This window comes from Pararhodobacter oceanensis (genome assembly GCF_003076755.1).
Classification (GTDB): Bacteria; Pseudomonadota; Alphaproteobacteria; order Rhodobacterales; family Rhodobacteraceae; genus Pararhodobacter; species Pararhodobacter oceanensis.
The window spans coordinates 25,165-48,545 of record NZ_QDKM01000005.1 but is presented as its reverse complement, the minus strand read 5'-3'; the positions used below and the strand labels follow the sequence as shown (position 1 = coordinate 48,545).

Below are 23,381 nucleotides of genomic sequence, written 5' to 3'. Positions count from 1 at the left end.
ATATACCGGGCTTTGCCGCTTATCCGCGTAGTCGTGCGCTGACCAGCCGGTCCAGCGCCTGCGCGAAATTTCCGCGATCACGGTTGCTAAAGGCTTTGCCCGAACCGGCGCGAAACGGATCGGCGGCGCGCAGATCGGCGGCCAGATCACGCATCGCCAAAGCATTGCCGATCGAGCTGGCGGTCAATTGCGCGCCATCGGGTTTTAACACAATTGCCCCCGCGTCAATGCAGCGCGCAGCCAGCGGAATATCACTGGTCACCACCACATCTGCCGCACCGCATTTCTCGGCGATCCATTTGTCCGCCTCATCGGCGCCCTGATCGACATAGACCATTTGCACCAGCGGGTGATCGACCGGCCTGATGCCGCCATTCGACACCATGACCAGCGCCACATTATGGCGCAGCGCCACGTTCAAAGCCTCGTTGCGCACCGGACAGGCGTCGGCGTCGATATAGATTGCGGTCATTCTCGGGCCTTTGTTTATTGGCCCCTTTAAGCCGCGCGGTCGCTGAAATGCAAGAACCCGCCGCGCCAATACCGCGCCGCAAGCCGCGCGCGGATTACGGCGTCAGCGTGCAACAGCCCGAGAACCCCTCGCGCGCGCCCTGCCAATAGATCTGCGTTTCCAACCCGAATAGCCGGTCGCTCATCCCGTCCGAACAGACCCCCTGCCGGATCACCGCAAACCCCTGCCGCGCGCCGTTAAACCGCAGCGCCATGGTTGCCGGATGGCGGGTGATATTATGGTGCGGCGCATTCGAGCGCACCTCGAAACCGCCCATGCCAAGGTCTTCGAATTCGGCGCGGTTGCTGGGCATGAAGAGGTTGAAACTCCAGAACGGCTCGGTGCCGAAACAGGTCAGATGCTGGGTGCCATCCTGCCAGCTACCGGTCCGCTGCGGCGTCAGATAGCGCATCGAACTCCAGCCCACGCCCTCACCACTGCGCACCAGACCCCAGCGCCGGTCCGGCGACAGGCCGACCACCTCGATCCCGCGCTCATGCGGCCCGAAACTGCCGACAATATCCGCGCGTGCCGAGGGTTCGGCGCGAATGTTCAAAACATCGTGATTGGCCACGCCGGTGACATGATGCACCGCGGGAAAATCCTGTGCGGCAGCGCTACCGGCGAAACACAGCGCGGCGATGGTGATCAAAATCCGTAACATAAAATGCTCCTGTCGTGTAAAAAGCGGCAATATCCCGCCAGCATGACACAGCGGCAGGCGCAGCAAGGGTCACATTCCTGACAGCACCACAGCGCGCAGCCGGCAATTCCGCACCAAACGGGCAGGCGCTTAATGCCGCGCGCCCCAGCTGAGCGAGGCCCGACGACGGGTGTAAAACTCGCCCATCAACCCGATGAGCAGCAGCACCAAAGACACCACCACCGGATAGATCACCGAGGAGTAATGCGGATTATAGTTGAGAAACGCGAAGCCCCGCGCCTGATCAATCGTGTGGAACAGCGGGTTCCAGTCGAAATAGGGGATCATGAACCCGGGCAGCGAATTGGCCACAAACATCTTGCCCGAGGCAAACATATTCGCCCGCGAGTAAATCTGCGTGACCAGCGCAATCGCCTGCGGTGCCCAAGGTTTCGCCGCCAATAGCAGCACACCAATCGCCGCACCGGAAAACCACGCCAGCAATAGCATAAAGATCGTGCCCAACAGATCGTGGATCACCAAGGGCTGCCAGGCTGCGTGATAGATGAACAGCACCACCAAGACCGAGAGCACCTGCACATATAACTCGCCCAAGGCCGCCGCGCCGATCGCCACAATCGTATTCATCGGCGCGTGTTTCATCATCGCCGAGGTCGGCCCCTCGGACCCGACCACCGCGCCCATCGCTTTGACGTGGCACATGAATAAGAACACGCCGGTCATCAGATACAGCATGAAATCGCCACGAATGCCGCCCGAGGAAAACCCCATGAACAGATACATCGTGTAAAACACCGCCACCAACAGCATGGTCTGCGCGATATTCATCAACAGGCCGATCACCGCATTGCCATGGCCCTTGCGAACCGAGCGGATCGCCGAATGGAAGATCAGCTCAAGTATGGTAAACGCCGAGGCAAACCAGTTCTCTTGGCTTTTGTTGTTGAGCACTTGCGGGTTCCCTTGCCAGTCTGCATGTTCAGCGCAACGCAGTGAAACAGCGGCCCGCCAATGCTACGGGCAAAGCCATTCGCGATCAACACGCCACGATTATACAGGGTATTTATGACCAATTCCTTTCTCGACCAGATTGAAACCGGCTTTCGCGATATCGCCTTGAAGGCCGGCGCGGTGATCATGGAGGTCTACGCACGTCCTGATTTCGAAGCCCGCAGCAAAGCCGACGATAGTCCGGTGACCGAGGCCGATGAGGCCGCCGATGCGTTGATCCGCGCCGAGTTAACCAAACTCTTCCCCGAGATCGCCGTGGTCACCGAGGAGCTCTCGGAAAGTCACAGCATTCAGGCCGAGCGGTTTATCATTGTCGACCCCTTGGACGGCACCAAGGAATTCGTCAAACGCCGCGGGGACTTCACGGTTAATCTGGCGCTGGTGGAAAATGGCGTGCCTCTGCGCGGCGTGGTCTATGCACCGGCCAAAGAGCGGCTGTTCTACACCCGCGCCGATGGCTCCAGCGTCGAAGAGGCGGGGCCGTTTACCGATACGCCCGGCGCGCTGACGCCGCTGAAAGTCTCGCAGCCCGATAATGACGCGCTCTTGGTCGTCGCCTCGAAGTCCCACCGCGACGCCGCCACCGACGCTTATATTAACCAATACGCAGTCAAGGATTCGAAAAGCGCGGGGTCTTCGCTGAAATTCTGTCTGGTCGCGGCGGGCGAGGCGGATTTTTATCCGCGTCTCGGGCGCACCATGGAATGGGACACCGCCGCAGGCCACGCCGTGGTGCTGGGCGCGGGCGGGCAGGTGCTGCGCTTTGATGACCACACAGCGCTGCGCTATGGAAAACCCGGTTATGAGAACCCGTTTTTCCTGGTTACCGCGCCGGGCGTGGCGCTGAAACCGGCGGGGTAATGTGGCGGGGCGCGGAGAATTTGCTTTAAATGAGCACAAAACTCTCGGGTTCTGGCCATAAACGCGCCCCGATTGAGGATCACATCTGAGCTTGTGGACGGGAGAAGCCCGTCAAATGACAAGTACAGCTGGAGTCTTCCGATGCAGAATAAAGTTACCAAAGCCGTGTTTCCCGTCGCTGGCATGGGCACGCGCTTCTTGCCGGCCACGAAATCGATCCCCAAGGAAATTCTGACGCTGGTGGACCGCCCGCTGATCCAATACGCCATTGACGAGGCCCGCGAGGCCGGCATCACCGAGTTCATCTTTGTCACCTCGCGCGGCAAAAGCGCGCTGGAGGATTACTTTGACCGCGCCCCCGATCTTGAGGCGACGCTGAGAGCCAAGAAGAAGACCGCGCTGCTGGATGTCTATGAGCAGACCTGCATGGCCTCGGGCGCGATTGCCTATGTGCGCCAGAATCAGGCGCTGGGTCTCGGGCATGCGGTCTGGTGCGCGCGCAATCTGATCGGCTATGAGCCTTTCGCGGTGCTGCTGCCCGATGATGTGATCGCTGCCGACAAACCCTGCCTCGGCCAGATGATCGAAGCCTATGAAGAGACCGGCGGCAATATGGTCGCGGCGATGGAAGTGCCCGAGGAGATGACCTCGAGCTATGGTATTCTGGACGTGAACGCCGGGCTTGGTCCGAAGCTGAAGGTCAAGAATATGGTGGAAAAACCCGCTCAGGGCACCGCGCCTTCGAACCTCGCCGCGATTGGCCGCTATATCCTCTCGCCGCAGGTGCTGCGCAATCTCGACGGTCAGGCCAGCGGCGCGGGCGGGGAAATCCAGCTCACCGATGCGATCGCCAAAGAGATCGAGACGTCCAACAATGTCTACGGCTACCGGTTCCAGGGCCAGCGGTTCGACTGCGGCTCCAAGGCCGGGTTCCTGCAGGCGACGCTCTCCTTCGGGCTGGCCCGCGAAGACCTGCGCGACGAGTTGGAAGATTATATCTACGATATGATGGCCATGCGCCAAGCGGCGCAATAAGCCGCACCTGTCGGATAGCCGCGCATCGCCAGACCGCGGGATGGCGACCCAACCTTGGAACAATGCGCTTTATGGCAGCTATATCCGAATAAGGACTAAGCGATGCGCCGCCCCCAAAAAGATCGCCAGCCCGTGCGGGCGGTCTGGCGATGCGCGGCGGCTTCGCCTTGATTCCGCGCTTTAGGAAGAAAAAAGAGGGGGCTGGCGGCCCCCTCTTCGCCTTTGGCGAATTCACCCCCGCGAGTATTTAGGGCAAGATGAAGCCGCAAAGGGGGAGTGATGGGTCCGGCGGCGCAGATAATTCAAGCCTTGAACTGGCGGCGGCGGCGGCAACAGCGGCTAGCCCGCGCGCTGCGCAAACGCCGCGAGTTGGCGCTATTGGTCAATCGCACCGAGGCGATCCGCCCGCGCGATATCCTGCTGTTTTGCACCCTGCGCAACGAGGCCGCGCGGCTGCCCTATTTCCTGCGCCATTATCGCGCGCTTGGTGTGCGCCATTTCCTCATTGTCGATAACGCCAGCACGGACGGCAGCCGCGAGATGCTGGCGGAACAACCCGATGTCTCGCTCTGGCATACGCAGGCAAGCTACCGTGAGGCGCGCTTTGGTATGGATTGGCTGCAGGGCCTGTTGATGAAATACGGCCACGGGCATTGGTGCGTCACTGTCGATGCTGATGAGCTGTTGATCTACCCGCATCACCTGACCCGCCCCCTGCCCGCGCTCACCGACTGGCTGGAGGCGGAGGGCGAGAGCGTGTTCGGCGCCTTGATGCTCGATCTCTATCCCAAAGGCCCGATCACCGCGCAGCGCTACACGCCGGGGCAGGATCCGAGCGAGGTGCTGACCCATTATGACACGGGCAATTACACGATCACCCGCAAGCCAGACACGCAGGCGCTGTGGATCCAGGGCGGCCCCCGGTCGCGTGCCTTTTTTGCCGACACGCCGCAGCGCGGGCCGACATTAACCAAAATCCCGCTGGTCAAATGGCACTGGCGCTATCTCTATCTGAACTCGACCCACACGCTGCTGCCGCGCCATCTCAACCGGATTTACGACGATGCGGGCGGCGAGAAACTCTCGGGCGTGTTGCTGCACAGCAAGTTCCTGCCCGAGGTCAGTGCCAAATCCGCCGAGGAAAAACACCGCCATGAGCATTTCGGCGCGCCCAAAGATTTCGCCCCCTATTACGACGCGCTGGTGGCGGGGCCGGATTTGTGGGCGCCGCATTCCACCCTATATAGAGGCTGGCAGCAGTTGGAAGCCGAGGGTCTAATGTCACGCGGAGGCTGGGGATGACGAGCAGACAAGAACATTGGGACGCGGTCTATAGCAGCAGCGATGATGCAGCGCTGACCTGGTTCGAAGACAGGCCCGACCTGTCCCTGCAAGTGATCCGCCAGATCGGCCTGCCGGATCGGGCGCGGGCAGAGCTGCGGGCGGTGGATGTCGGCGGCGGCACCTCAAGGCTGGTCGATGCGCTGTTGGACGATGGGCTGCGCGATCTCACCGTGCTCGATCTCTCGGCCGAGGCGCTGCAGGTTTCGCAAGACCGGCTCGGTGCCCGCGCTTCGCTGGTGCAATGGATCACCGGCGATGTCACCGAATGGCGCCCCGAGACGCGCTTTGACCTCTGGCATGACCGCGCCCTGTTCCATTTTCTCACCGATCCCGAGACCCGCGCCGCCTATATCCGCACGATGACCCTGGCCCTGTGCCACGGTGGCATGGCAGTGATCGGCACCTTTGCCAGTGACGGGCCCCAGCGCTGCAGCAACCTGCCGGTGATGCGCTATTCCGCCGAGGAACTGGCGCAGGAAATCGGCGAGGGGTTCGAGCCGCTGGTCAGCCTTGAACACATACACGAAACCCCCATAGGCCAGCGCCAGCCCTTCGTCTATCTTGGCTTCCGGCGGCGCTGAAACCGCGGCAATCCCGCCACGTTCCTGCAGACACAGGGTTTTTTCATTTTGATCCTCATTCGCAACGGGTTAGACGGGATCATCACGGTTGAGTAAACGGGAGGCAGCGTGCGGGGAGTGAGGTCATATCGGTTGCGCTGGATGCGCAAACGCTGGCTGATCCGCGCACGTCGCAAGGCGCAGGCGCTCAAACCCGTGCAGGACCGCACCAAAGCCTTGAAACCCAACAGCCTGCTGCTGTTCGCCACCATCCGCAATGAACGTTCGCGCCTGCCCTATTTCCTCAAATATTACCGCGACCTCGGCGTTGAGCAGTTTCTCTTTGTCGATAACGGCTCCGAGGATGGCTCGGCCGAATATCTCGCCGCGCAGCCGGATGTCTCGCTCTGGTCGACGCGCGCCAGCTATAAATCTGCGCGTTTCGGGATGGATTGGATCAACGCCCTGTTGCGCAAATACGCCCACGGGCGCTGGGCGCTGGTCGTCGATGTGGACGAGTTTTTCGTCTACCCGTTCTGCGACACCCGCCCGCTGCGCGCGCTGACCGACTGGCTGGACGATTCCGGTCTGCGCAGTTTCGGCACGCTGATTTTGGATATGTATCCGAAAGGGCCGGTGTGCGAGCAGCCCTGCGCCGAGGGGCAAAATCCCTTTGAAATCGCCAGCTATTTCGACAGCGGCAATTACGCGATCACGATGAACCGCTTCAAGCGCAACCTGTGGATCCAAGGCGGCCCGCGCGCCCGCGCCTTCTTTGCCGACCAGCCCAAAGCCGCGCCCGCGCTCAACAAAGTGCCGCTGATCAAATGGCACCGCAGCTTTGCCTATGTCTCCTCGACCCATATGCTTTTGCCGCGCGGGCTCAATCTGACCTATGATACGCTGGGCGGTGAGAAAGCCTCGGGCTGCCTGCTGCACGCCAAATTTATCGCCTCGCTGGCCGATAAAGCGCAGGAGGAAATCGCCCGCGGTGAGCATTACGCCAGCGGTCGCGAATACCACGCCTATGCCGAGGGGCTGCAGGACCGCACCGACCTGTGGAACAAATGGTCCGAGCGGTTCATCAACTGGCGGCAGCTCGAAATCATGGGGCTGATGTCAAAAGGAAACTGGGCATGAGCGCGCGTCTGGGTTTCATCATGCTGGTGCATACGGCACTGGACCGCGCGGCGCAGGTGGCGCGGTTTGTCGCCGCCTCGGGCAGTCCGATAGTCATCCATGTCGATGCCCGCGTCAGTGCCACGGATCACGCCGCCTTCAAGACCGCGCTCTCCGATCTGCCCGATCTGCGGTTTGCGCGCCGCCACCGCTGCGAATGGGGCACATGGTCGCTGGTCGCCGCGATGCAGAGCGCCGCGCGGCAGATGCTGGATGAATTTCCCAAGGTCGAGCGGGTCTATTCGATGTCCGGCGCCTGTCTGCCGCTGCGCCCGATCGCCGATCTCGAGGCGTGGCTGCGCCGCCATCCCGACAGTGATTTCATCGAATCGGTCAATGTGGCGGATGTGAACTGGACCAAAGGCGGTCTCTCGGACGAGCGTTTTACCCTGCATTTCCCCATCGGCTTCAAACGCAACAAATGGCTGTTTGATCGGCTGGTCGATGCGCAGCGCCTCATGCGGGTGAAACGCGAGTTGCCGGACGGGCTGACCCCGCATATCGGCTCGCAATGGTGGTGTCTGACGCGGCAAACACTGGATGCGATCCTGCGCGATCCGATGACGCCGCATTATGAGCGCTATTTCAAACGCGTCTGGATCCCGGATGAGAGCTATTTTCAAACGCTGGTCCGGCTGCATGCGCGGCGCATTGAAAGCCGCTCGCCGACGCTGGGGAAATTCGACCACCAAGGCCGCCCGCATGTGTTTTACGACGATCACCTGCAACTGTTGCGGCGCTCGGAATGCTTCATGGCGCGCAAGGTCTGGCACGGCGCCGACCGGCTTTATGAGCATTTCCTCACCCCGCGTGAGGGCGGCGTCTCGGGTGCCGAGCCCCAGCCCAGCCGCATCGACCGGCATTTCGCCCGCGCCACATTGCAACGTATCCGCGGCCGCGCCGGTCTCTATATGGCCAGCCGCTTTCCGGTGAAAAACCGCGAGAACGGCAAAACCGCCGAGCCCTATTCCGTATTCCAAGGCTTCACCGAGGTGTTTCAGGACTTCGAGGGCTGGCTCGCCGCCGTTGCCTCCTGCCGCGTGCACGGCCATCTCTTTGCGCCGCATAAGGCTGAATTCGCCGGTCGCGAAAAGATCTTCACCGGCGGGCTTTCCGACAATGCCACCCTGCGCGACTACAACCCGCGCGCATTTCTGACCAACCTGCTGTGGTCCACCCGCGGCGAACGCCAGTGTTTCCAGTTCGGCCCCGCCGACACGCAGGGCCACCGTTTTGACCTCCTGTCATTCATGGCCAGCGATTCCAACGCGCAGATTTCGGTGATTTCCGGCGCTTGGGCGGTGCCGCTCTACCTCTCGGGCAAGGACAGCACCGAGGTCCGCCGCGAGGCCGCGCGGTTGCAGCGCATCGAGACGCGGATGCTGGAAATCCTGCAATCCCCCGATGTCCGCGCCCGCATCCGCATCTGGACGATGGCCGAGTTTCTGGAAAACCCCGCCGAGCCGCTGCATCTGCTATTTGACGAGATCGCGCCGCATTCGCAGGCCCGCCTGTTGCGCCTGCCCGATCTGGTTGATCTCGGCGGCTTCGGCACCTTCCTGCAAGAGCTGCGCAATCAGGGGATGCAGCCCGTGTTGATGGGGGATTTCCCGCTCAATCCGACCAGCCCCGACCCCTCGCACCGGATGAAATGACCTATGGCTTTTGACTATTTCACCGTCCTGGCCGAGATGCGCACCGGCTCTAACCTCTTGGAATCCAACCTCAATGCGATTGAGGGGATCGAATGCCACGGCGAACTCTTCAACCCCGGTTTCATCAACCGCGCCGGCACCGACAGCTATCTCGGCGTCAGTCAATCCGAGCGCGACTCCGACCCGTGGAAGCTGATGATGGCCACGCGCGCGGGTGGCGGGCGGATGGTCGGGTTCCGGCTGTTTCACGACCATGACCCGCGCATCTGGCAGCATGTTTTGAATGACAGCGGTTGCGCCAAGATCATCCTGACGCGCAATCCTTTGGACAGCTATGTCTCGCGCAAGATCGCCGCGGCGACCAACCAATGGCGGCTTGGTGATGTCAGCAACCGCCGCCAGACCAAGGTCGCCTTCGACGCCGCCGAATTCGAGACCCATCTCAGCCGCATGCAACAGGTGCAAATCGGCATCCAGCGCGCTTTGCAGAGCACCGGCCAATCGGCGTTTTACATCAGCTATGACGATGTGAACGATCTTGAGGTGCTCAACGGTCTTGCCCGCTGGCTGGGTGTGCCGTCGCGGCTCACGGAATTGCCGCGCGCATTGAAAAAGCAGAACCCCGAGCCTTTGGAGGCCAAACTCAGCAACCCCGAAGACCTCGCCCCCGGTCTCGCGCGGATCGACCGTTTCGATCTTGGCCGCACGCCGGTGTTCGAGGTCCGCCGCGGCCCGCTGTTGGCCGCCTGTTACGCCGGTGCGCAGACGCCCTTGCTGTTCCTGCCCCTGCGCGGCGCGCCCGAAGCCAGCGTGATCCGCTGGCTGGCCACGCTCGACGGGGTGGAGGAGACCGCTTTGCCGCATGATTTTGACCACGGGCGGCTGGCCAAATGGCGGCGCGGTCACCCCGGGTTTCGCGCCTTCACCGTGATCCGCCACCCGCTGATGCGCGCGCTTGAGGTCTATAGTAGCAAGGTCGTCAGCGGCGAATTCGAGGCGGTGCGCGAACATATGGCGCGGCTGTTTGACACGCGCTTCCCCGAAGACCCCGCCAGCATGTCTGAGGGCGACCACCGCGCGGCTTTCAAAGCCTTCCTGAAGTTCTGCGCCGCCAGTGTCTCGGGGCAGACCGGCTTGCAGCCTTGGCCAATGTGGGCCTCGCAATCTGCCAATCTCGCGGGTTTCGCGCAGGCGATACAGCCGGATTTAATCTTGCGCGAAGATCGACTTGCCGAAGACCTCAGATATCTCGCGCAGAGCCTCGGCCATGACGCGCCGCCGCCCTATCAGCCGCCCACCAAAGAGCCGCTATCCGCAATCCTTGATGCGGAATGCCACGCGCTGGCCTATGCCGCCTATCGCCGCGATTACGAGCACTTCGGTTTCGCAGCGCCGCAGACCTAGCATTTGCAAATAATCCGCCCGAGGCCCAAATGATCAACGCCCGCGCCACCGCAAATCGCAGCCGACCCTTAAACCGCGTCGGGGGTTCCGGTTACCCGAAACCCCCTACTCCCACGCGCCCTTCGCACCACGCATGAAACTGGGTATGTTCCGGGCCATCCTAGCCCTGCGCTTACCCTCTCATGCACAACCTATGCGCGCAACAATTGAGCGCGGTGCATTTTAGTCAAATCCGGCTCAGCCGTAGACGGATTCCTTGCCGAAATGTTTGGTCAACATATAGTAAACCACCGCGCGATACTTGTTGCGCTCGGATTTACCATAAGTCTCGATCACCGCCGCGATCGCTTCATCTAGTGCTGGCCCGTCCGGCAATCCCAACTTCTTGATCAGGAAATTGTTTTTCACCGTCTCGATCTCGCCGGGCTGGCTGCCCGCCACGGTCGAGGCATCGGCGTCATAGATCGACGGGCCGCAGCCAATGGTGACCTTGGTCAACAGCGCCATATCCGGCTCCATGCCGCATTTATTCTTCAAATCATCCGCATATTTCGCGATCAATTCGTCCCTACGTCCCATACGTCACTCTCCCGTGTTAAAATACGCCGTGATTTTTGCACCAGCATAGGGAGGCAGGCGCCGCGCGATCAAGCCTAAACCTCACGTCAATGCGGCATTCCGCGCCCTCAGGCCCCGGAATACGGCGTTATCATGGTTAATGGCGGCGCGGCCCACCGCCACGGATCACAAGCGCCGCAGCAGCGCCGGTGTTGGCCAGCCATCGGCGGGCATGCCCAGTTGCTGCTGCACATCCTGCACCGCCGCCCGCGTGCCGGCGCCCAGAATCCCGTCGATCCCGCCGACATCAAAACCGCGCCCCGCCAGCCGCCGCTGCAACTCGCGCATCTGGTTTTGATCCAGCCCGCCCTCGGGGTTTCCCGCGTTATAGACCGGCGCCCCCTCGATCCGCGTGGCGAAATAGGCGGCGGTCGCGACATAGGTAAAGCTTTGATTCCATTCAAATAACACGCGGAAATTGTCAAAGATCATGAAGGCTGGCCCGCGATGCCCCTGCGGCAGGATCACCGAGGCGCGCATCCCGCCCGAGGGCAGGCTGCCGTGGCGCGGCTGCACCCCCAGATTGCGCCAGTCACTCACCGACATCTGCGTGCGCAGACCGGTGCGGCTCAGGTCCAGATTGCCGGGGATCGCCACCTCATGCATCCACGGCTGGTTGGCCTGCCAGCCATGATGGCGCAGCAAGGCCGCCCCCGACAGCACCGCATCCGCCAGCGAGCGGCGCGGATCGACATGGCCATCGCCATCGCCATCCACCCCGAGGTTGAGGATATCGCGCGGCAACATCTGCACCATGCCGATCTCGCCAGCCCAAGCGCCGACCGTGGTCGCCGGATCCAGCTCACCACGCCGGTAAAGTTCAGCAAAAGCAAGGATCTGCGGGCGGAAGATATGCGGGCGGCGGCAGTCATGGGCCAAGGTCGCCAGCGCATTGGCGGTGTTGATATCGCCCTGAAACGCGCCAAAATCGGTTTCAAACGCCAAAAACGCCAGCATCACGCCGGGCGAAATCCCGTAGTCGCGCTGCAAGCGCTGGAACAACCGGCTTTGCTGCTGCATCATCTGCCGCGCGCGGTCCATCCGGTTCTGGCTGATCAACCGGCGCGAGAAATCAATAAACGGGCGCTGGAAAAACCCCTGCGCGCGGTCAAGGCGCAGCACTTCATTATTCTGCCGCAGCCGTCCGAAAAACTGGTCCGCGGTTTGTGGCGGCACTCCGTTTTGCACCGCTTCCGCGCGCAACCCGTTGATAAACGACGACCATGAGCCGCCACAGCCATTCTGGGCCGCCAGTGGCGAGGCCAGCATCGCCGCCAATGCCCCCGCAAGAACCATCACACGCATAAAATCACTCCCGCTACAATTTTGCCGAAGCCTAGCAACATGACCCGCCACCTCCAAGAGGCCAGACGCCCCTGCGAAACTTTATGCCTTAAATATCCTGGGGGTGAATTTGCGCAGCAAAGAGGGGGCAAAGCCCCTTCAACGGATGCGCAACAAAAAGAGGGAGGCATTGCCCCCCTCTCCTCTGCCCGCTTCCGCAGACGATCGTGCTTAGCTCACGCCTTCAGATACTTCGCATGCCAGTCGATATGCGCGGGCATAAAGCTCGAGATGAAATAATACGAATGGTCGTACCCATCATGGATTTCCAACTCGACCACCTGCCCCGCCGTATCACAGGTCTCGCGCAGCAGCTCGGGCTTGAGCTGCTCTTCCAGAAACCCGTCGGCACCGCCCTGATCCACCTTCAGCGCCGCGACCCGCGCGCCACCTTCGATCAATTTGCAGGCGTCATATTCGGCCCAAGCCGCGCGGTCCTCACCGAGATAGCCGCCCAGCGCCTTATGCCCCCAAGGGCACTCGGTCGGGGCCGAGATCGGCGCGAAGGCCGAGACCGATTTGAACCGCTCGGGATTGCGCAGCCCGATGGTCAAAGCGCCATGCCCGCCCATCGAATGGCCGGTGATCGCCTGCCGGTTCAGATCGACGGGGAAATGCTCGGCGATCAGCGCCGGCAGTTCCTCTTCGATATACTGGCGCATCTTATAGTGCTTGGCGAAAGGCTCTTCGGTCGCATCGACGTAGAACCCGGCACCGAGACCGAAGTCATAGGCGCCCTCGGCGTCATCCGCGACCCCCTCGCCACGCGGCGAGGTGTCGGGGGCGACAAAGACGATCCCGTGACGCGCGCAGGCTTCACGGTAGTCGCCTTTTTCGGTCACATTCGACCAGTTGCAGGTCAGGCCGGACAGATACCAGAGCACCGGTTTCGGCCCTTCGCCCTCGGGCAGAAAGATCGAAAACTCCATCGGCGTGCCGGTGGTCTTACTGTCATGGCGCCAGACTTCCTGCCAGCCGCCAAAAGCTCTCCAACGATTGATCCGTTCCATTAGAATATCACGACTCCACGCACGGACTTGCCTGCATGCATCAGGTCAAAGCCCTTGTTGATCTCTTCCAGCGAGAAGGTATGGGTGATCAGAGGATCGATCTCGATCTTCTTGTCCATATACCAATCCACCAGTTTCGGCACATCGGTCCGCCCGCGCGCGCCGCCAAAAGCCGAGCCCTTCCAGACCCGTCCGGTCACCAGTTGGAACGGACGTGTGGCAATCTCTTTGCCAGCTTCGGCGACGCCGATCACGGTCGAGACACCCCAGCCGCGGTGACAGGCTTCCAGCGCCTGCCGCATGACCGTGGTGTTGCCGGTACAGTCAAAGGTGTAGTCGGCACCGCCGCCAGTCAACTCCACCAGATGCGCCACAATGTCGCCGTCGATCTCGGTCGGGTTCACGAAATGCGTCATCCCGAACATTTTGCCCCAGGCGGCTTTCTCGTTGTTGATGTCAACACCGATGATCTTGCCCGCGCCGACCATCCGCGCCGCTTGCAACACGTTCAGGCCAATGCCGCCAAGACCGAAGACGATCACATTGTCGCCCGCCTGGATCTTGTTGGTATAGATCACCGCGCCAACGCCGGTGGTCACGCCGCAACCGATATAGCAGGCTTTGTCAAACGGCGCGTCTTTGCGGATATTGGCCAGCGCGATTTCCGGCATCACCACAAAGTTCGAGAAGGTCGAGCAACCCATATAGTGATAGATCGTCTCGCCCTTATAGCTAAAGCGCGAGGTGCCATCGGGCATCACGCCCTTGCCCTGCGTGGCGCGAATCGCGGTGCAGAGGTTGGTCTTGCCGGAGAGGCAGGATTTACACTGGCGGCACTCGGGCGTGTAGAGCGGGATCACATGGTCGTCCGGCTTGACGCTGGTCACCCCGGGGCCGATCTCGCGCACGATCCCGGCACCCTCATGGCCCAGAACCGAGGGGAAAATACCCTCGCTGTCATGCCCGTCGAGCGTATAGGCATCGGTGTGGCAGATGCCGGTGGCCTTGATCTCGACAAGGACTTCGCCCTCTTTCGGGCCCTGCAGGTCAAGTTCAACGATTTCCAGCGGTTTCTTGGCTTCAAAAGCCACGGCGGCGCGTGTTTTCATGGGGTCCTCCATTGGGTTGGATATTTGCGCGCAGGCTATCCTCTATGCGGTTAACTTGGCAAACAGATTGTATACGAAGTGGCGCTTGACATTCCCCCGTCCGAGGGGTCGCATCGCCAGTCCGCCGCCACCGCGCCAGAGCTGCGCATCACCAGTCCACGGGGTGGCGACCATCGCGCAGAGCAGCGCGCTTTATGCCAGCGCCTCAACCCTACCCTCGCCACATAGCCGCGCAACGCCAGTCCGCGGGATGGCGCCCCTCGCGCGGAACAACGCGCTTTATCCCAGCGACGCGATTCAACCCTCGCCCCAAGCCGCGCATTGCCAGTCCGCGGGGTGGCGACCCTCCCTTAGAGCGACGCACTTTATCCCGGCCTAATCCGCACACGATCAAAAGCGAAGCGCATACGGCCACCAGATCGCCAGCCCTGTGGGCGGACTGGCGATGCGCGGCGGCTTACGCCTTGATTCCGCGCGGCCCCATACCCCCGCGCCATCCCCTGCCGATTATGCCACCGCCGCCCAGCCACCGCTTGCAGGGTGCCCCGCTTCGCCCTAGCTTGCCGGTATGAGCACCCTGTTTTACACCGATCCCGCCTGTCTCAACCATCTCACCCCCGAGGGGCATCCCGAGCGTGTCGACCGCCTCCGCACCGTCCTCGCCGCGCTCAAGGCGCCCGCCTTCGCAGCGCTCGACCGCCGCGAAGCCGCCCCTGCCGATCCGGTGGAACTCCTGCACTGCCACCCGCAGTCCTATATCGACCACATCCGCCAAGCGATCCCCTCCGAGGGTGTCGCGCCGCTCGATGCCGACACCCATGTCTCACCGGGCAGTTGGGACGCCGCCCTCGCCGCCCTCGGCGCCACGCTCGCCGCCACCGATGCGGTGCTCATGGGCGAGGCGTCAAACGCCTTTGCCGCCATTCGCCCGCCCGGCCACCACGCCGAACGCGCTACGCCGATGGGGTTCTGCCTCTTTGGCACGGTCGCGATTGCTGCCAAACGCGCGCTTGACCACCACGGGCTTGCCCGCGTCGCGGTGCTGGATTTCGACGTCCACCACGGCAACGGCACGCAGGATCTCTTGTGGGACGAACCCCGCGCGCTGTTTATCTCCAGCCACCAGTCGCCGCTCTGGCCCGGCACCGGCGCCGCGCATGAGACCGGCACCTCGGGCAATATCCTCAACCTGCCCCTCGCGCCCGACAGCGGCAGCAAGGAATTCCGCGCCGCATGGGAAGACACCGCCTTTCCGCAACTCGAGGCCTTCAAACCCGAGTTGATCCTGATTTCCGCCGGTTTCGACGCCCATGCCGACGACCCGCTGGCCAATCTTAACCTGCAGACAGAGGATTTCATCTGGATCACCGAGCGGATTTGCGACATTGCCGACGCCCATGCGCAGGGGCGGGTGGTCTCGGCTTTGGAAGGCGGCTATGATCTCGCCGCGCTGGCGCAAAGCACGGCGGCGCATATCAAAACACTGATGGAGCGGGGCGCATGAAGCCAGTTGCCGAGATGACATTCGAAGAAGCCCTGCGCGAGCTGGAGGGCGTCGTTGGCCAGCTGGAAAGCGGCAGCGTGGATCTGGATAAATCGATCCAGATCTATGAGCGCGGCGCCGAGTTGAAAAAACACTGCGAGGCTCGGCTGGCGCAGGCACAGGCGCGGATCGAACAGATCACTGCCGCCGAAAACGGCACGCCCGAGGGCACGAGACCCTTCGACGCGCAATGAGTTTCCCCGCTGAGTTGAGCGCCGCCGCGCAAGCTGTCGAGGCTCGGTTGGCGGCGGCGATCCAGGCGCTGCCCGACAGCCGCGTGCGCGCGGCGATGGCCCATGGCATCCACGGCGGCAAGGGCTTGCGCGGCTATCTGGTGCTGGAAAGCGCTGCGCTCCATGATGTGCCCCGCGAGGCCGCCTTGAACGCCGCCGCCGCCATCGAGGCGATGCACGCCTATTCGCTGGTCCATGATGATCTGCCGGCGATGGATGACGATGATCTGCGCCGTGGCCGCCCCACCGCCCATATCGCCTTTGACGAGGCCACCGCGATTCTCGCCGGTGACGCACTGCAGGCACTGGCGTTCGAACTCTGCGCCCAGCCCGAGCAGCCCCAAGCCGCCGCGCTGACCCTCAAACTCGCGCAGGCGGCGGGCGCTGCGGGTATGGTGTTGGGCCAAGCGCTTGATATCGCCGCCGAAACCGCCGCCACGCCCTTATCGCTCCAGCAGATCACCGCGTTGCAAAACGGCAAGACCGGCGCGCTGTTCAACTGGGCCTGCACCGCCGGTCCGCTGATGGCCGATGCCGATCCCGCGCCACTTGCCGCCTATGCCAAGGCGCTGGGCCTCGCTTTCCAGATCACCGATGATATTCTCGACACCGAAGGCAATGCCGAAACCGCCGGCAAACGCTTGCAAAAAGACGCCGAGGCGGGCAAGGCGACCTTTGTCTCCCTCTTGGGGCTGGAAGCAGCGCGGGCGCGTGCCCAAGACTTGATCACCGAGGCCTGCGATGCGCTGGCCCCCTATGGCAAAAAGGCGGAATCCTTGCGATCCGCCGCGCGATTCGTTATCAGCCGCGACAAGTAATTCGAGGTATTCCATGAGTTCCGACCGTCCCGCGACCCCGCTTCTGGACACCCTGCAGTCGCCGGCGGACCTCAAACGCCTGAGTGATCCGCAGCTGCGCCAAGTCGCCGACGAGCTGCGCGCCGAGACGATCAGCGCGGTCTCCGAGACCGGCGGCCATCTGGGCGCGGGGCTGGGCGTGGTCGAACTGACCGTCGCGATCCATGCGGTGTTCAACACCCCGCGCGACCGGCTGGTCTGGGATGTCTCGCATCAATGCTACCCGCATAAAATCCTCACTGGCCGCCGCGACCGCATCCGCACCCTGCGCCAGAAGGACGGGCTTTCGGGCTTCACCAAACGCTCGGAATCGCCCTATGACCCTTTCGGCGCCGCGCATAGCTCGACCTCGATTTCCGCCGCGCTGGGCTTCAAAGTCGCCCATGATCTCGGCGGCACGCCCGACCCCGCGCTAGGCGATGCGATTGCGGTGATCGGCGATGGCTCGATGTCGGCGGGCATGGCATTCGAGGCGATGAACAACGCCGGGCACTTGGGCAAACGCCTGTTCGTGGTGCTCAATGACAACGAGATGTCGATCGCACCCCCCACCGGCGCGCTCTCCTCCTATCTCTCGCGGCTCTATGCCGAAGCGCCCTTGCACGATCTGAAAGCCGCCGCCAAAGGCGCGCTCTCCCTGCTGCCGCCGCCGCTGCAGGACGCCGCCCACCGCGCCAAGGATATGCTCAAGCATTCCGTCCTCGGCGGCACTATGTTCGAGGAGCTGGGCTTCAATTACGTCGGCCCGATCGACGGCCACGATATGGAGCAATTGCTCGCCGTCATGCGCATCGTCCACCAGCGCGCGCAGAAGCCGACGCTGATCCATGTGATCACCAAAAAGGGCAAAGGCTACCGCCCCGCCGAACTCGCCGCCGACAAAGGCCATGCAACGGCGAAATTCGATGTGCTGACCGGCAAGCAAAAGAAAGCGCCGTCGAACGCGCCCAGCTATACCAAAGTCTTTGCCGAAGCGCTGATCAAAGCCGGTGAGGTCGATGACAAGATCGTCGCCGTCACCGCCGCCATGCCCGATGGCACCGGCCTCAATCTGTTCGCCGAGCGTTTCCCCGAGCGTTGTTTCGATGTCGGCATTGCCGAGCAACATGGCGTCACCTTCTGCGGCGCGATGGCGGCGGGCGGGCTGAAACCCTTCTGCACGATGTATTCGACCTTTCTGCAGCGCGGCTATGATCAGGTCGTCCATGACGTGGCGCTGCAAGGCCTGCCGGTGCGTTTCGCCATCGACCGCGCCGGACTGGTCGGCGCCGATGGTGCCACCCACGCCGGGTCTTTTGACATCGGCTTTATGACCAACCTCCCCGGCATGGTGGTGATGGCCGCCGCCGATGAGGCGGAACTTGTGCATATGGTCGCCACCGCCGCCGCCTATGACGACGGCCCCTCGGCCTTCCGCTTTCCGCGCGGCGAGGGTGAGGGCGTTGAGATGCCCGAACGCGGCATTCCGCTGGAAATCGGCAAAGGCCGGATGATCCAGGAGGGCGCCCGCGTCGCGATCCTGTCGTTCGGCACCCGTCTCGGCGAGGTGATGAAAGCCTCCGAGGCCCTGCGCGCCCGTGGCATCACCCCCACCGTGGCCGATGCGCGTTTTGCCAAGCCGCTGGACCGCGATCTGATCCTGCAACTGGCCGCGGATCACGAGGCGCTGATCACCATTGAAGAGGGCGCAGTCGGCGGTTTCGGCAGCCATGTCGCGCAGCTTCTGGCCGAAGAGGGCGTGTTTGACAGCGGGCTGAAATATCGCTCGATGGTGCTGCCCGACAGTTTCATCGATCAGGCCAACCCCGCCGATATGTATGCCGCCGCCGGTCTCAACGCGCCGGATATCGAGGCAAAAGTGCTCGAGGTGCTGGGCTTGGGTCATGTCGGGGCGAAACGCGCCTGATCCGCCGCGCGAAATGCGAAACCCCGCGAGGACCTTTCGGCTGTCGCGGGGCTCTATCAAATTGAAGGCTTGTCGCTGCCTTCGACGCTTAAAATATACGCATCGCGCATATGCAAATCAAGTTCAACTTGACTCTACCTGTGATTGAGTGGCGAGAATGTAAGTCACTTTTTCGTAAAATCACAGCAGGTTGGCTTTGTTACTTGATGCCCTATCAAAAGAGCGCCTTCGGCCCTATGTTCTCGCATCTGGTCATAATGAGTCGACCGCGCTCGAACTTTACGGCTGGAACTTGCGGGTCAGCGCCGCCTTTTACCCCCTGTTAGCAACAACCGAGGTTGTTCTGCGCAATGCGGTCTCTGACAAGATCAGAGCCAAACACGGCAAGACATGGTGGGAGAACGACGCCTTCCATTCGGTCGTGGGCGGCAAGGCGAAAGGCATGGTCTTGCGGGCCAGAAACAAACGAGCACAAGAGAAAGGGCAGGTGTCGCATGGATGTATGGTGGCAGAACTGACCTTCGGCTTCTGGGCGAATATGCTGCTCGCCAAATATGAGCGCCACTATTGGACACCACTTGTCGATGCGTTTCCGGATATTCCCGCGTCGGTCACCTACCTCGACCTATCGGCCAAATGCGACAGGGTGACGTCATTGCGGAACCGGATTTTTCATCATGAACCGATGTTCAAGCGGAACATCACCAAAGACTATAGTGACACTTTGGCGCTGGTATCATGGCTCAGCCCTGATGCGGCACTTTGGATCAAGCCGCGGCTTCAGATCATGGCCATTCTACGTCAACGTCCGCGGCATCACAGCTAACGGCACTTTCCTTCCCCAGAATCCTCTGCCATCCTGCGTCATGGAAAACCCACCCCCATCTGTCGAATACCGTGTCGAATATTCACAAATCTGTCGCCCTTTTGTGGCACAGAGGGGCGTCCGATATTGATGAGAGCCGTATGAAACCTACCCGTTCGCTTCCGGTGCAATTGGCACCCACCGTGCCCTCGCGCAGCTTTACCGACGCCGCCGAGGCCGTCGCCCATTTGCAAATGCTCTACCAGCAGGCCACCGAATTTCTGGTCGCCAGTTTCCGTGAGGTGGTCAGCGAGGGCCAGCCGAGTGCGCGCTACCGTGCCTTTTATCCCGAAATCCGCATCACCACGACCAGCTATGACCGGCCCGACAGCCGCCTCTCCTTCGGCTATGTCTCCGAGCCGGGCACCTATGCGACCACCGTCACCCGTCCCGATCTCTTTGCCAAATACCTTGAGCAGCAGATCAAGCTGATCATGCGCAACCACAAAGAACCGGTGACCATCCGCCAGTCCAGCACCCCGATTGCGCTGCATTTCGCGATGGCGGCGCAGGGCGATATCGACCTCACCGGTGAGGTTCAATTCACCCTGCGCGATGTGTTTGACGTGCCGGATCTGACCATTATCGACGACCAGATCGTCAATGGTGAAAGCGTGCGCAATGATGACGGCTCGGTGCCTTTGGCGCCCTTCACCGCGCAGCGCGTCGATTATTCGCTGGCGCGGTTGGCGCATTACACCGCCACCGAGCCCGAGTGTTTCCAGAACCATGTGTTGTTCACCAACTACCAGTTCTACGTCGATGAATTCGAGGCCTATGCGCGGCAAGCGCTCGCCGATCCCGAGAGCGGCTATACCAAATTCATCGCCCCCGGAAACGCCGTGATCACCTCGCCCGACGGGGTGATCGCGCCGCTCGCCCGCATGCCGCAGATGCCCGCCTATCACCTGCTGCGCGACGACGGCATGGGGATCACTCTGGTCAATATCGGCGTCGGCCCCTCGAACGCGAAAACCGCCACCGACCATATCGCTGTGCTGCGGCCCCATGCCTGGTTGATGGTCGGCCATTGCGCCGGTCTGCGCAACTCGCAGTCGCTGGGCGATTTCGTTCTCGCCCATGCCTATCTGCGCGAAGACAATGTGCTCGATCACGACCTGCCGATCTGGGTGCCGATCCCGGCGCTGGCCGAGATCCAGATCGCCCTCCAAGAAGCAGTGGCCGAGATCGCCCATCTCGACGGTTTTGATTTGAAGAAAATCATGCGCACCGGCACCGTCGCCACCATCGACAACCGCAACTGGGAGCTGCGCGATCACTCCGGCCCGGTGCAACGCCTCAGCCAGTCGCGGGCGATTGCCCTCGATATGGAAAGCGCCACCATCGCCGCCAACGGTTTTCGCTTCCGCGTGCCCTATGGCACGCTTTTATGTGTCTCCGACAAACCCCTGCACGGCGAACTGAAACTGCCCGGCATGGCCAGCGCCTTCTATAAAACCCAGGTCGCGCGGCATCTGCTGATCGGTGTCCGCGCCATGGAGCGGCTGCGCGAAATGCCGATCGAGCGCATCCACAGCCGCAAGTTGCGCAGCTTTGACGAGACGGCTTTCCTGTAATCGCAACTTTAACGCGGGTTTTCGCCGAATGGGGAATTGACCGGCCCAACTGAATGGGTAAGCTGCGGCCATCCAGAGTAGCGGCAGACACCAAAGTTTCGCCGCGTCAACCCCAAGGTTTTAAGCGTTTTCTCGCTTTCCAGTGCGCTTAGCGATTGTCTGGCGCGCAGCGAGCCGATACATGCGATTTAGGACGACACAGCGGCAACACAGAACGCCGCTCACAACTGAAAAACGGAGACCGACCGATGAACAAGCCGATGACCAAAACCCAACTCGTCGCGACCCTGTCCGAAGAGATGGGCACCGACAAGAAAACCGCCTCGGCCGCGCTGGAGGCGATTGCCGCTGTGGTCACCCGCGAAGTCGCCGCCGGCGGCGCCGTCACCCTGCCCGGCATCGGCAAAGTCGCCTGCCGCGCCCGTCCCGAGCGTCAGGTGCGCAACCCCGCCACCGGTGAGACCCTGACCAAGGCGGCCGACCGCGCGGTCAAAGTGACCATCGCCAAGGCTCTGAAAGACGCTGTCGCCTGATCTCTGGCTCAGTTGACGACCCCAAGGCCGCCCATCGGGCGGCCTTTTCCATTCCTGACTAAGCGCGCCACAGGCAAAGAGCCACGCGCGACCCTGCGGTGTGTATGGCGCGGTCCGCGCTGATGCCCGTGGCAAACAGAGCGGCGATGCGGAACTGGCTGTCTGTCCTGAAACGCGCCTGATCAACCGTCCGGCCCGTGGGCACCACGGGCCGCGCCCGACCCTCCCCCCGGGAGGGCGCCTCGGCGATGCCCTGCACCGCGCAACCGACATTCATGCTTTCAAGCGCAACGCTTTGCGGCACCCTAACCTGCGCCCACCCAGGCTCGGGCGCCCCCCTCCTTGCTTCGCTCCCACCGCGCGCCCCTTCACTCGCACTCAACCCGCTTGCACCCATCTGGCCCCCAGCCAGAAATCCCCAGCCCCACCCTTGGCACGGGCCCCGACCCTCCCCCCGGGAGGGCGCCTTGGCGATGTTGTTTGGGGCTCGACCGGCATCCGTGCTTTGGAGCGCGCCGCGCAGTGGCAAGGGTGAGGCGCCCACCCAGGCTCGGGCGCGCCCCTCCGCGCCCCTCCGCGCTTCGCTCCCACCGCACGCCCCCTTCACCACCCGTCAACTCGCTTGCGCCCTTCTGGCCACCCCCAGCCAGAAAGCCCCGCCATGCCCCAAATCCACCACCTGCCGCTTGCCGATATCGACGCCACCGCCCTTTTGCGCGACCGCCTGGCGCTGGACGCCGCCGCGCTTGGCACCCTGCAAGCCTCGATCCTGCGCGACGGGTTGCGCCAGCCGATCGAGGTCTTCGCCCAACCCGACACCCAGCCCGGCACCCTGCCCTTCGCGCTGATCTCCGGCCTGCGCCGCCTCACCGCCTTCCAGCGCCTCCACGCCCAGAACCCAGCCGACAACCCCACCACCAACCCCGGGCGTTTCGCCACCATCCCCGCCTTCATCCGCGCCCCTCAGGATACCGCGCAGGCGCTTGCCCTGATGGTCGCCGAGAACGAGATCCGCGCCCCGATCACCCCTTGGGAGAAGGGCGCGCTGCTGCAACACTGCCTTGATGCGCGGCACTTCGAGACCCTCGACGCCGCCACCGAAACCCTGTTTCCCGATCTCACCCGACAGGGCCACTCGCGGCTGCGCGGCTTTGCGCTGGTCTTTGCCGAACTCGAGGGCGTGCTGACCGATCCCGAGCGGCTCAGCGCCCGCCGCATGGACCGCCTCGCTGTGGCCTTGCGCGCGGGCCTCGGCGAGCTGCTGCATCTGACGCTGGCTGATCATCGCGGCGCGGGCCCCGAGACCCAATGGCGCGCGCTCGAGCCGGTGATCACCGAAGCCCTGCTGCTGCCCGAAGCACCGCCCCCCGAAGCACCGCCCAACACCCCCCGCAAACCCGGCCGCCCCCGCCGCGCCCTCCATTTGCGCTCAGGGATAACCCTACGCCGCGAATGGACCCGCAACGGCTGGATCATCAGGATCAACGCAAGGCACTCTGAGCATCCCGAGATCGTCGACGATATTCTCGATCTGGTGGAGCGGTGGTTTCAGGGGGAGTGAG

The 23,381-nt window shown here is 62.6% G+C and carries 22 protein-coding genes; 15 read left to right on the top strand and 7 right to left on the bottom strand.

Features of this window, described 5'->3' with window-relative positions; genetic code table 11:
* Positions 1–19: 19 nt before the first annotated feature.
* The 3 genes from DDE20_RS12105 to DDE20_RS12095 form a co-directional block, all read right to left on the bottom strand.
* Entirely contained in the window at positions 20–472 is a 453-nt protein-coding gene (locus DDE20_RS12105; RefSeq protein WP_116558773.1) for a YaiI/YqxD family protein, read from the bottom strand.
* 94 nt (positions 473–566) lie between these two features.
* The gene (locus DDE20_RS12100; protein WP_116558772.1) at positions 567–1,175 is read right to left on the bottom strand and encodes a hypothetical protein; all 609 of its coding nucleotides are present in this window, start codon (positions 1,173–1,175) and stop codon (positions 567–569) included.
* Between the two features lie 129 nt (positions 1,176–1,304).
* Positions 1,305–2,126, bottom strand: coding sequence for an ABC transporter permease (locus tag DDE20_RS12095; protein ID WP_116558771.1), 822 nt, complete (start codon positions 2,124–2,126; stop codon positions 1,305–1,307).
* Positions 2,127–2,240: 114 nt separating this feature from the next.
* Here DDE20_RS12095 and cysQ point away from each other — a divergent pair, with 114 nt between their 5' ends.
* The 7 genes from cysQ (at position 2,241) to DDE20_RS12060 (ending at position 10,224) form a co-directional block, all read left to right on the top strand.
* Positions 2,241–3,047, top strand: coding sequence for a 3'(2'),5'-bisphosphate nucleotidase CysQ (gene cysQ / locus DDE20_RS12090; RefSeq protein ID WP_116558770.1), 807 nt, complete (start codon positions 2,241–2,243; stop codon positions 3,045–3,047).
* 141 nt (positions 3,048–3,188) lie between these two features.
* Positions 3,189–4,082 (top strand): UTP--glucose-1-phosphate uridylyltransferase GalU, encoded by an 894-nt coding sequence (gene galU / locus DDE20_RS12085; RefSeq protein WP_116558769.1) that lies wholly within the window; start codon positions 3,189–3,191, stop codon positions 4,080–4,082.
* Between the two features lie 279 nt (positions 4,083–4,361).
* Positions 4,362–5,384 (top strand): glycosyltransferase family 2 protein, encoded by a 1,023-nt coding sequence (locus tag DDE20_RS12080; protein WP_116558768.1) that lies wholly within the window; start codon positions 4,362–4,364, stop codon positions 5,382–5,384.
* Positions 5,381–6,007: a class I SAM-dependent methyltransferase gene (locus DDE20_RS12075; RefSeq protein WP_116558767.1), complete on the top strand. Its 627-nt coding sequence runs from the start codon at positions 5,381–5,383 to the stop codon at positions 6,005–6,007. The genes DDE20_RS12080 and DDE20_RS12075 overlap by 4 nt, the downstream gene beginning before the upstream one ends.
* Before the next feature lie 141 nt (positions 6,008–6,148).
* Entirely contained in the window at positions 6,149–7,126 is a 978-nt protein-coding gene (locus tag DDE20_RS12070) for a glycosyltransferase family 2 protein (RefSeq protein WP_205961663.1), read from the top strand.
* Positions 7,123–8,820, top strand: a complete 1,698-nt coding sequence (locus tag DDE20_RS12065; RefSeq protein ID WP_240608031.1) for a beta-1,6-N-acetylglucosaminyltransferase — start codon at positions 7,123–7,125, stop codon at positions 8,818–8,820. Before DDE20_RS12070 ends, DDE20_RS12065 begins: the two co-directional genes overlap by 4 nt.
* Before the next feature lie 3 nt (positions 8,821–8,823).
* Positions 8,824–10,224, top strand: coding sequence for a sulfotransferase family 2 domain-containing protein (locus DDE20_RS12060; RefSeq protein WP_116558765.1), 1,401 nt, complete (start codon positions 8,824–8,826; stop codon positions 10,222–10,224).
* Positions 10,225–10,461: 237 nt separating this feature from the next.
* On the opposite strand, the gene DDE20_RS12055 is transcribed toward DDE20_RS12060, so the two are convergent.
* The 4 genes from DDE20_RS12055 to DDE20_RS12040 form a co-directional block, all read right to left on the bottom strand.
* Positions 10,462–10,803, bottom strand: coding sequence for a DUF2853 family protein (locus DDE20_RS12055; RefSeq protein WP_116558764.1), 342 nt, complete (start codon positions 10,801–10,803; stop codon positions 10,462–10,464).
* Positions 10,804–10,968: 165 nt separating this feature from the next.
* Entirely contained in the window at positions 10,969–12,147 is a 1,179-nt protein-coding gene (locus DDE20_RS12050; RefSeq protein ID WP_116558763.1) for a lytic murein transglycosylase, read from the bottom strand.
* A 215-nt stretch (positions 12,148–12,362) separates the two neighbouring features.
* On the bottom strand, positions 12,363–13,196 hold the full coding sequence (gene fghA, locus DDE20_RS12045; RefSeq protein ID WP_116558762.1) for an S-formylglutathione hydrolase: 834 nt from the start codon (positions 13,194–13,196) through the stop codon (positions 12,363–12,365).
* Positions 13,196–14,305 carry an S-(hydroxymethyl)glutathione dehydrogenase/class III alcohol dehydrogenase gene (locus DDE20_RS12040; protein WP_116558761.1) on the bottom strand — a complete coding sequence of 370 codons (1,110 nt, stop codon included), beginning with the start codon at positions 14,303–14,305 and terminating at the stop codon, positions 13,196–13,198. Before DDE20_RS12040 ends, fghA begins: the two co-directional genes overlap by 1 nt.
* Before the next feature lie 568 nt (positions 14,306–14,873).
* On the opposite strand from DDE20_RS12040, the gene DDE20_RS12035 reads away from it, so the two are divergent.
* The 8 genes from DDE20_RS12035 (at position 14,874) to DDE20_RS11995 (ending at position 23,380) form a co-directional block, all read left to right on the top strand.
* Entirely contained in the window at positions 14,874–15,809 is a 936-nt protein-coding gene (locus DDE20_RS12035) for a histone deacetylase family protein (RefSeq protein ID WP_116558760.1), read from the top strand.
* Positions 15,806–16,042, top strand: coding sequence for an exodeoxyribonuclease VII small subunit (locus tag DDE20_RS12030; RefSeq protein ID WP_116558759.1), 237 nt, complete (start codon positions 15,806–15,808; stop codon positions 16,040–16,042). The genes DDE20_RS12035 and DDE20_RS12030 overlap by 4 nt, the downstream gene beginning before the upstream one ends.
* Complete coding sequence (locus tag DDE20_RS12025; protein ID WP_116558758.1) at positions 16,039–16,899, top strand: polyprenyl synthetase family protein; 861 nt, start codon at positions 16,039–16,041, stop codon at positions 16,897–16,899. Before DDE20_RS12030 ends, DDE20_RS12025 begins: the two co-directional genes overlap by 4 nt.
* Positions 16,900–16,912: 13 nt before the next feature.
* The gene (dxs, locus tag DDE20_RS12020; protein ID WP_116558757.1) at positions 16,913–18,844 is read left to right on the top strand and encodes a 1-deoxy-D-xylulose-5-phosphate synthase; all 1,932 of its coding nucleotides are present in this window, start codon (positions 16,913–16,915) and stop codon (positions 18,842–18,844) included.
* 196 nt (positions 18,845–19,040) lie between these two features.
* Entirely contained in the window at positions 19,041–19,670 is a 630-nt protein-coding gene (locus DDE20_RS12015) for a hypothetical protein (protein ID WP_133240347.1), read from the top strand.
* A gap of 140 nt (positions 19,671–19,810) precedes the next feature.
* On the top strand, positions 19,811–21,286 hold the full coding sequence (locus DDE20_RS12010; RefSeq protein WP_116558755.1) for an AMP nucleosidase: 1,476 nt from the start codon (positions 19,811–19,813) through the stop codon (positions 21,284–21,286).
* Positions 21,287–21,534: 248 nt separating this feature from the next.
* Positions 21,535–21,819 (top strand): HU family DNA-binding protein, encoded by a 285-nt coding sequence (locus tag DDE20_RS12005; protein WP_116558754.1) that lies wholly within the window; start codon positions 21,535–21,537, stop codon positions 21,817–21,819.
* A 661-nt stretch (positions 21,820–22,480) separates the two neighbouring features.
* Positions 22,481–23,380, top strand: a complete 900-nt coding sequence (locus DDE20_RS11995) for a ParB/RepB/Spo0J family partition protein (protein WP_116558752.1) — start codon at positions 22,481–22,483, stop codon at positions 23,378–23,380.
* Position 23,381 lies beyond the last annotated feature (1 nt).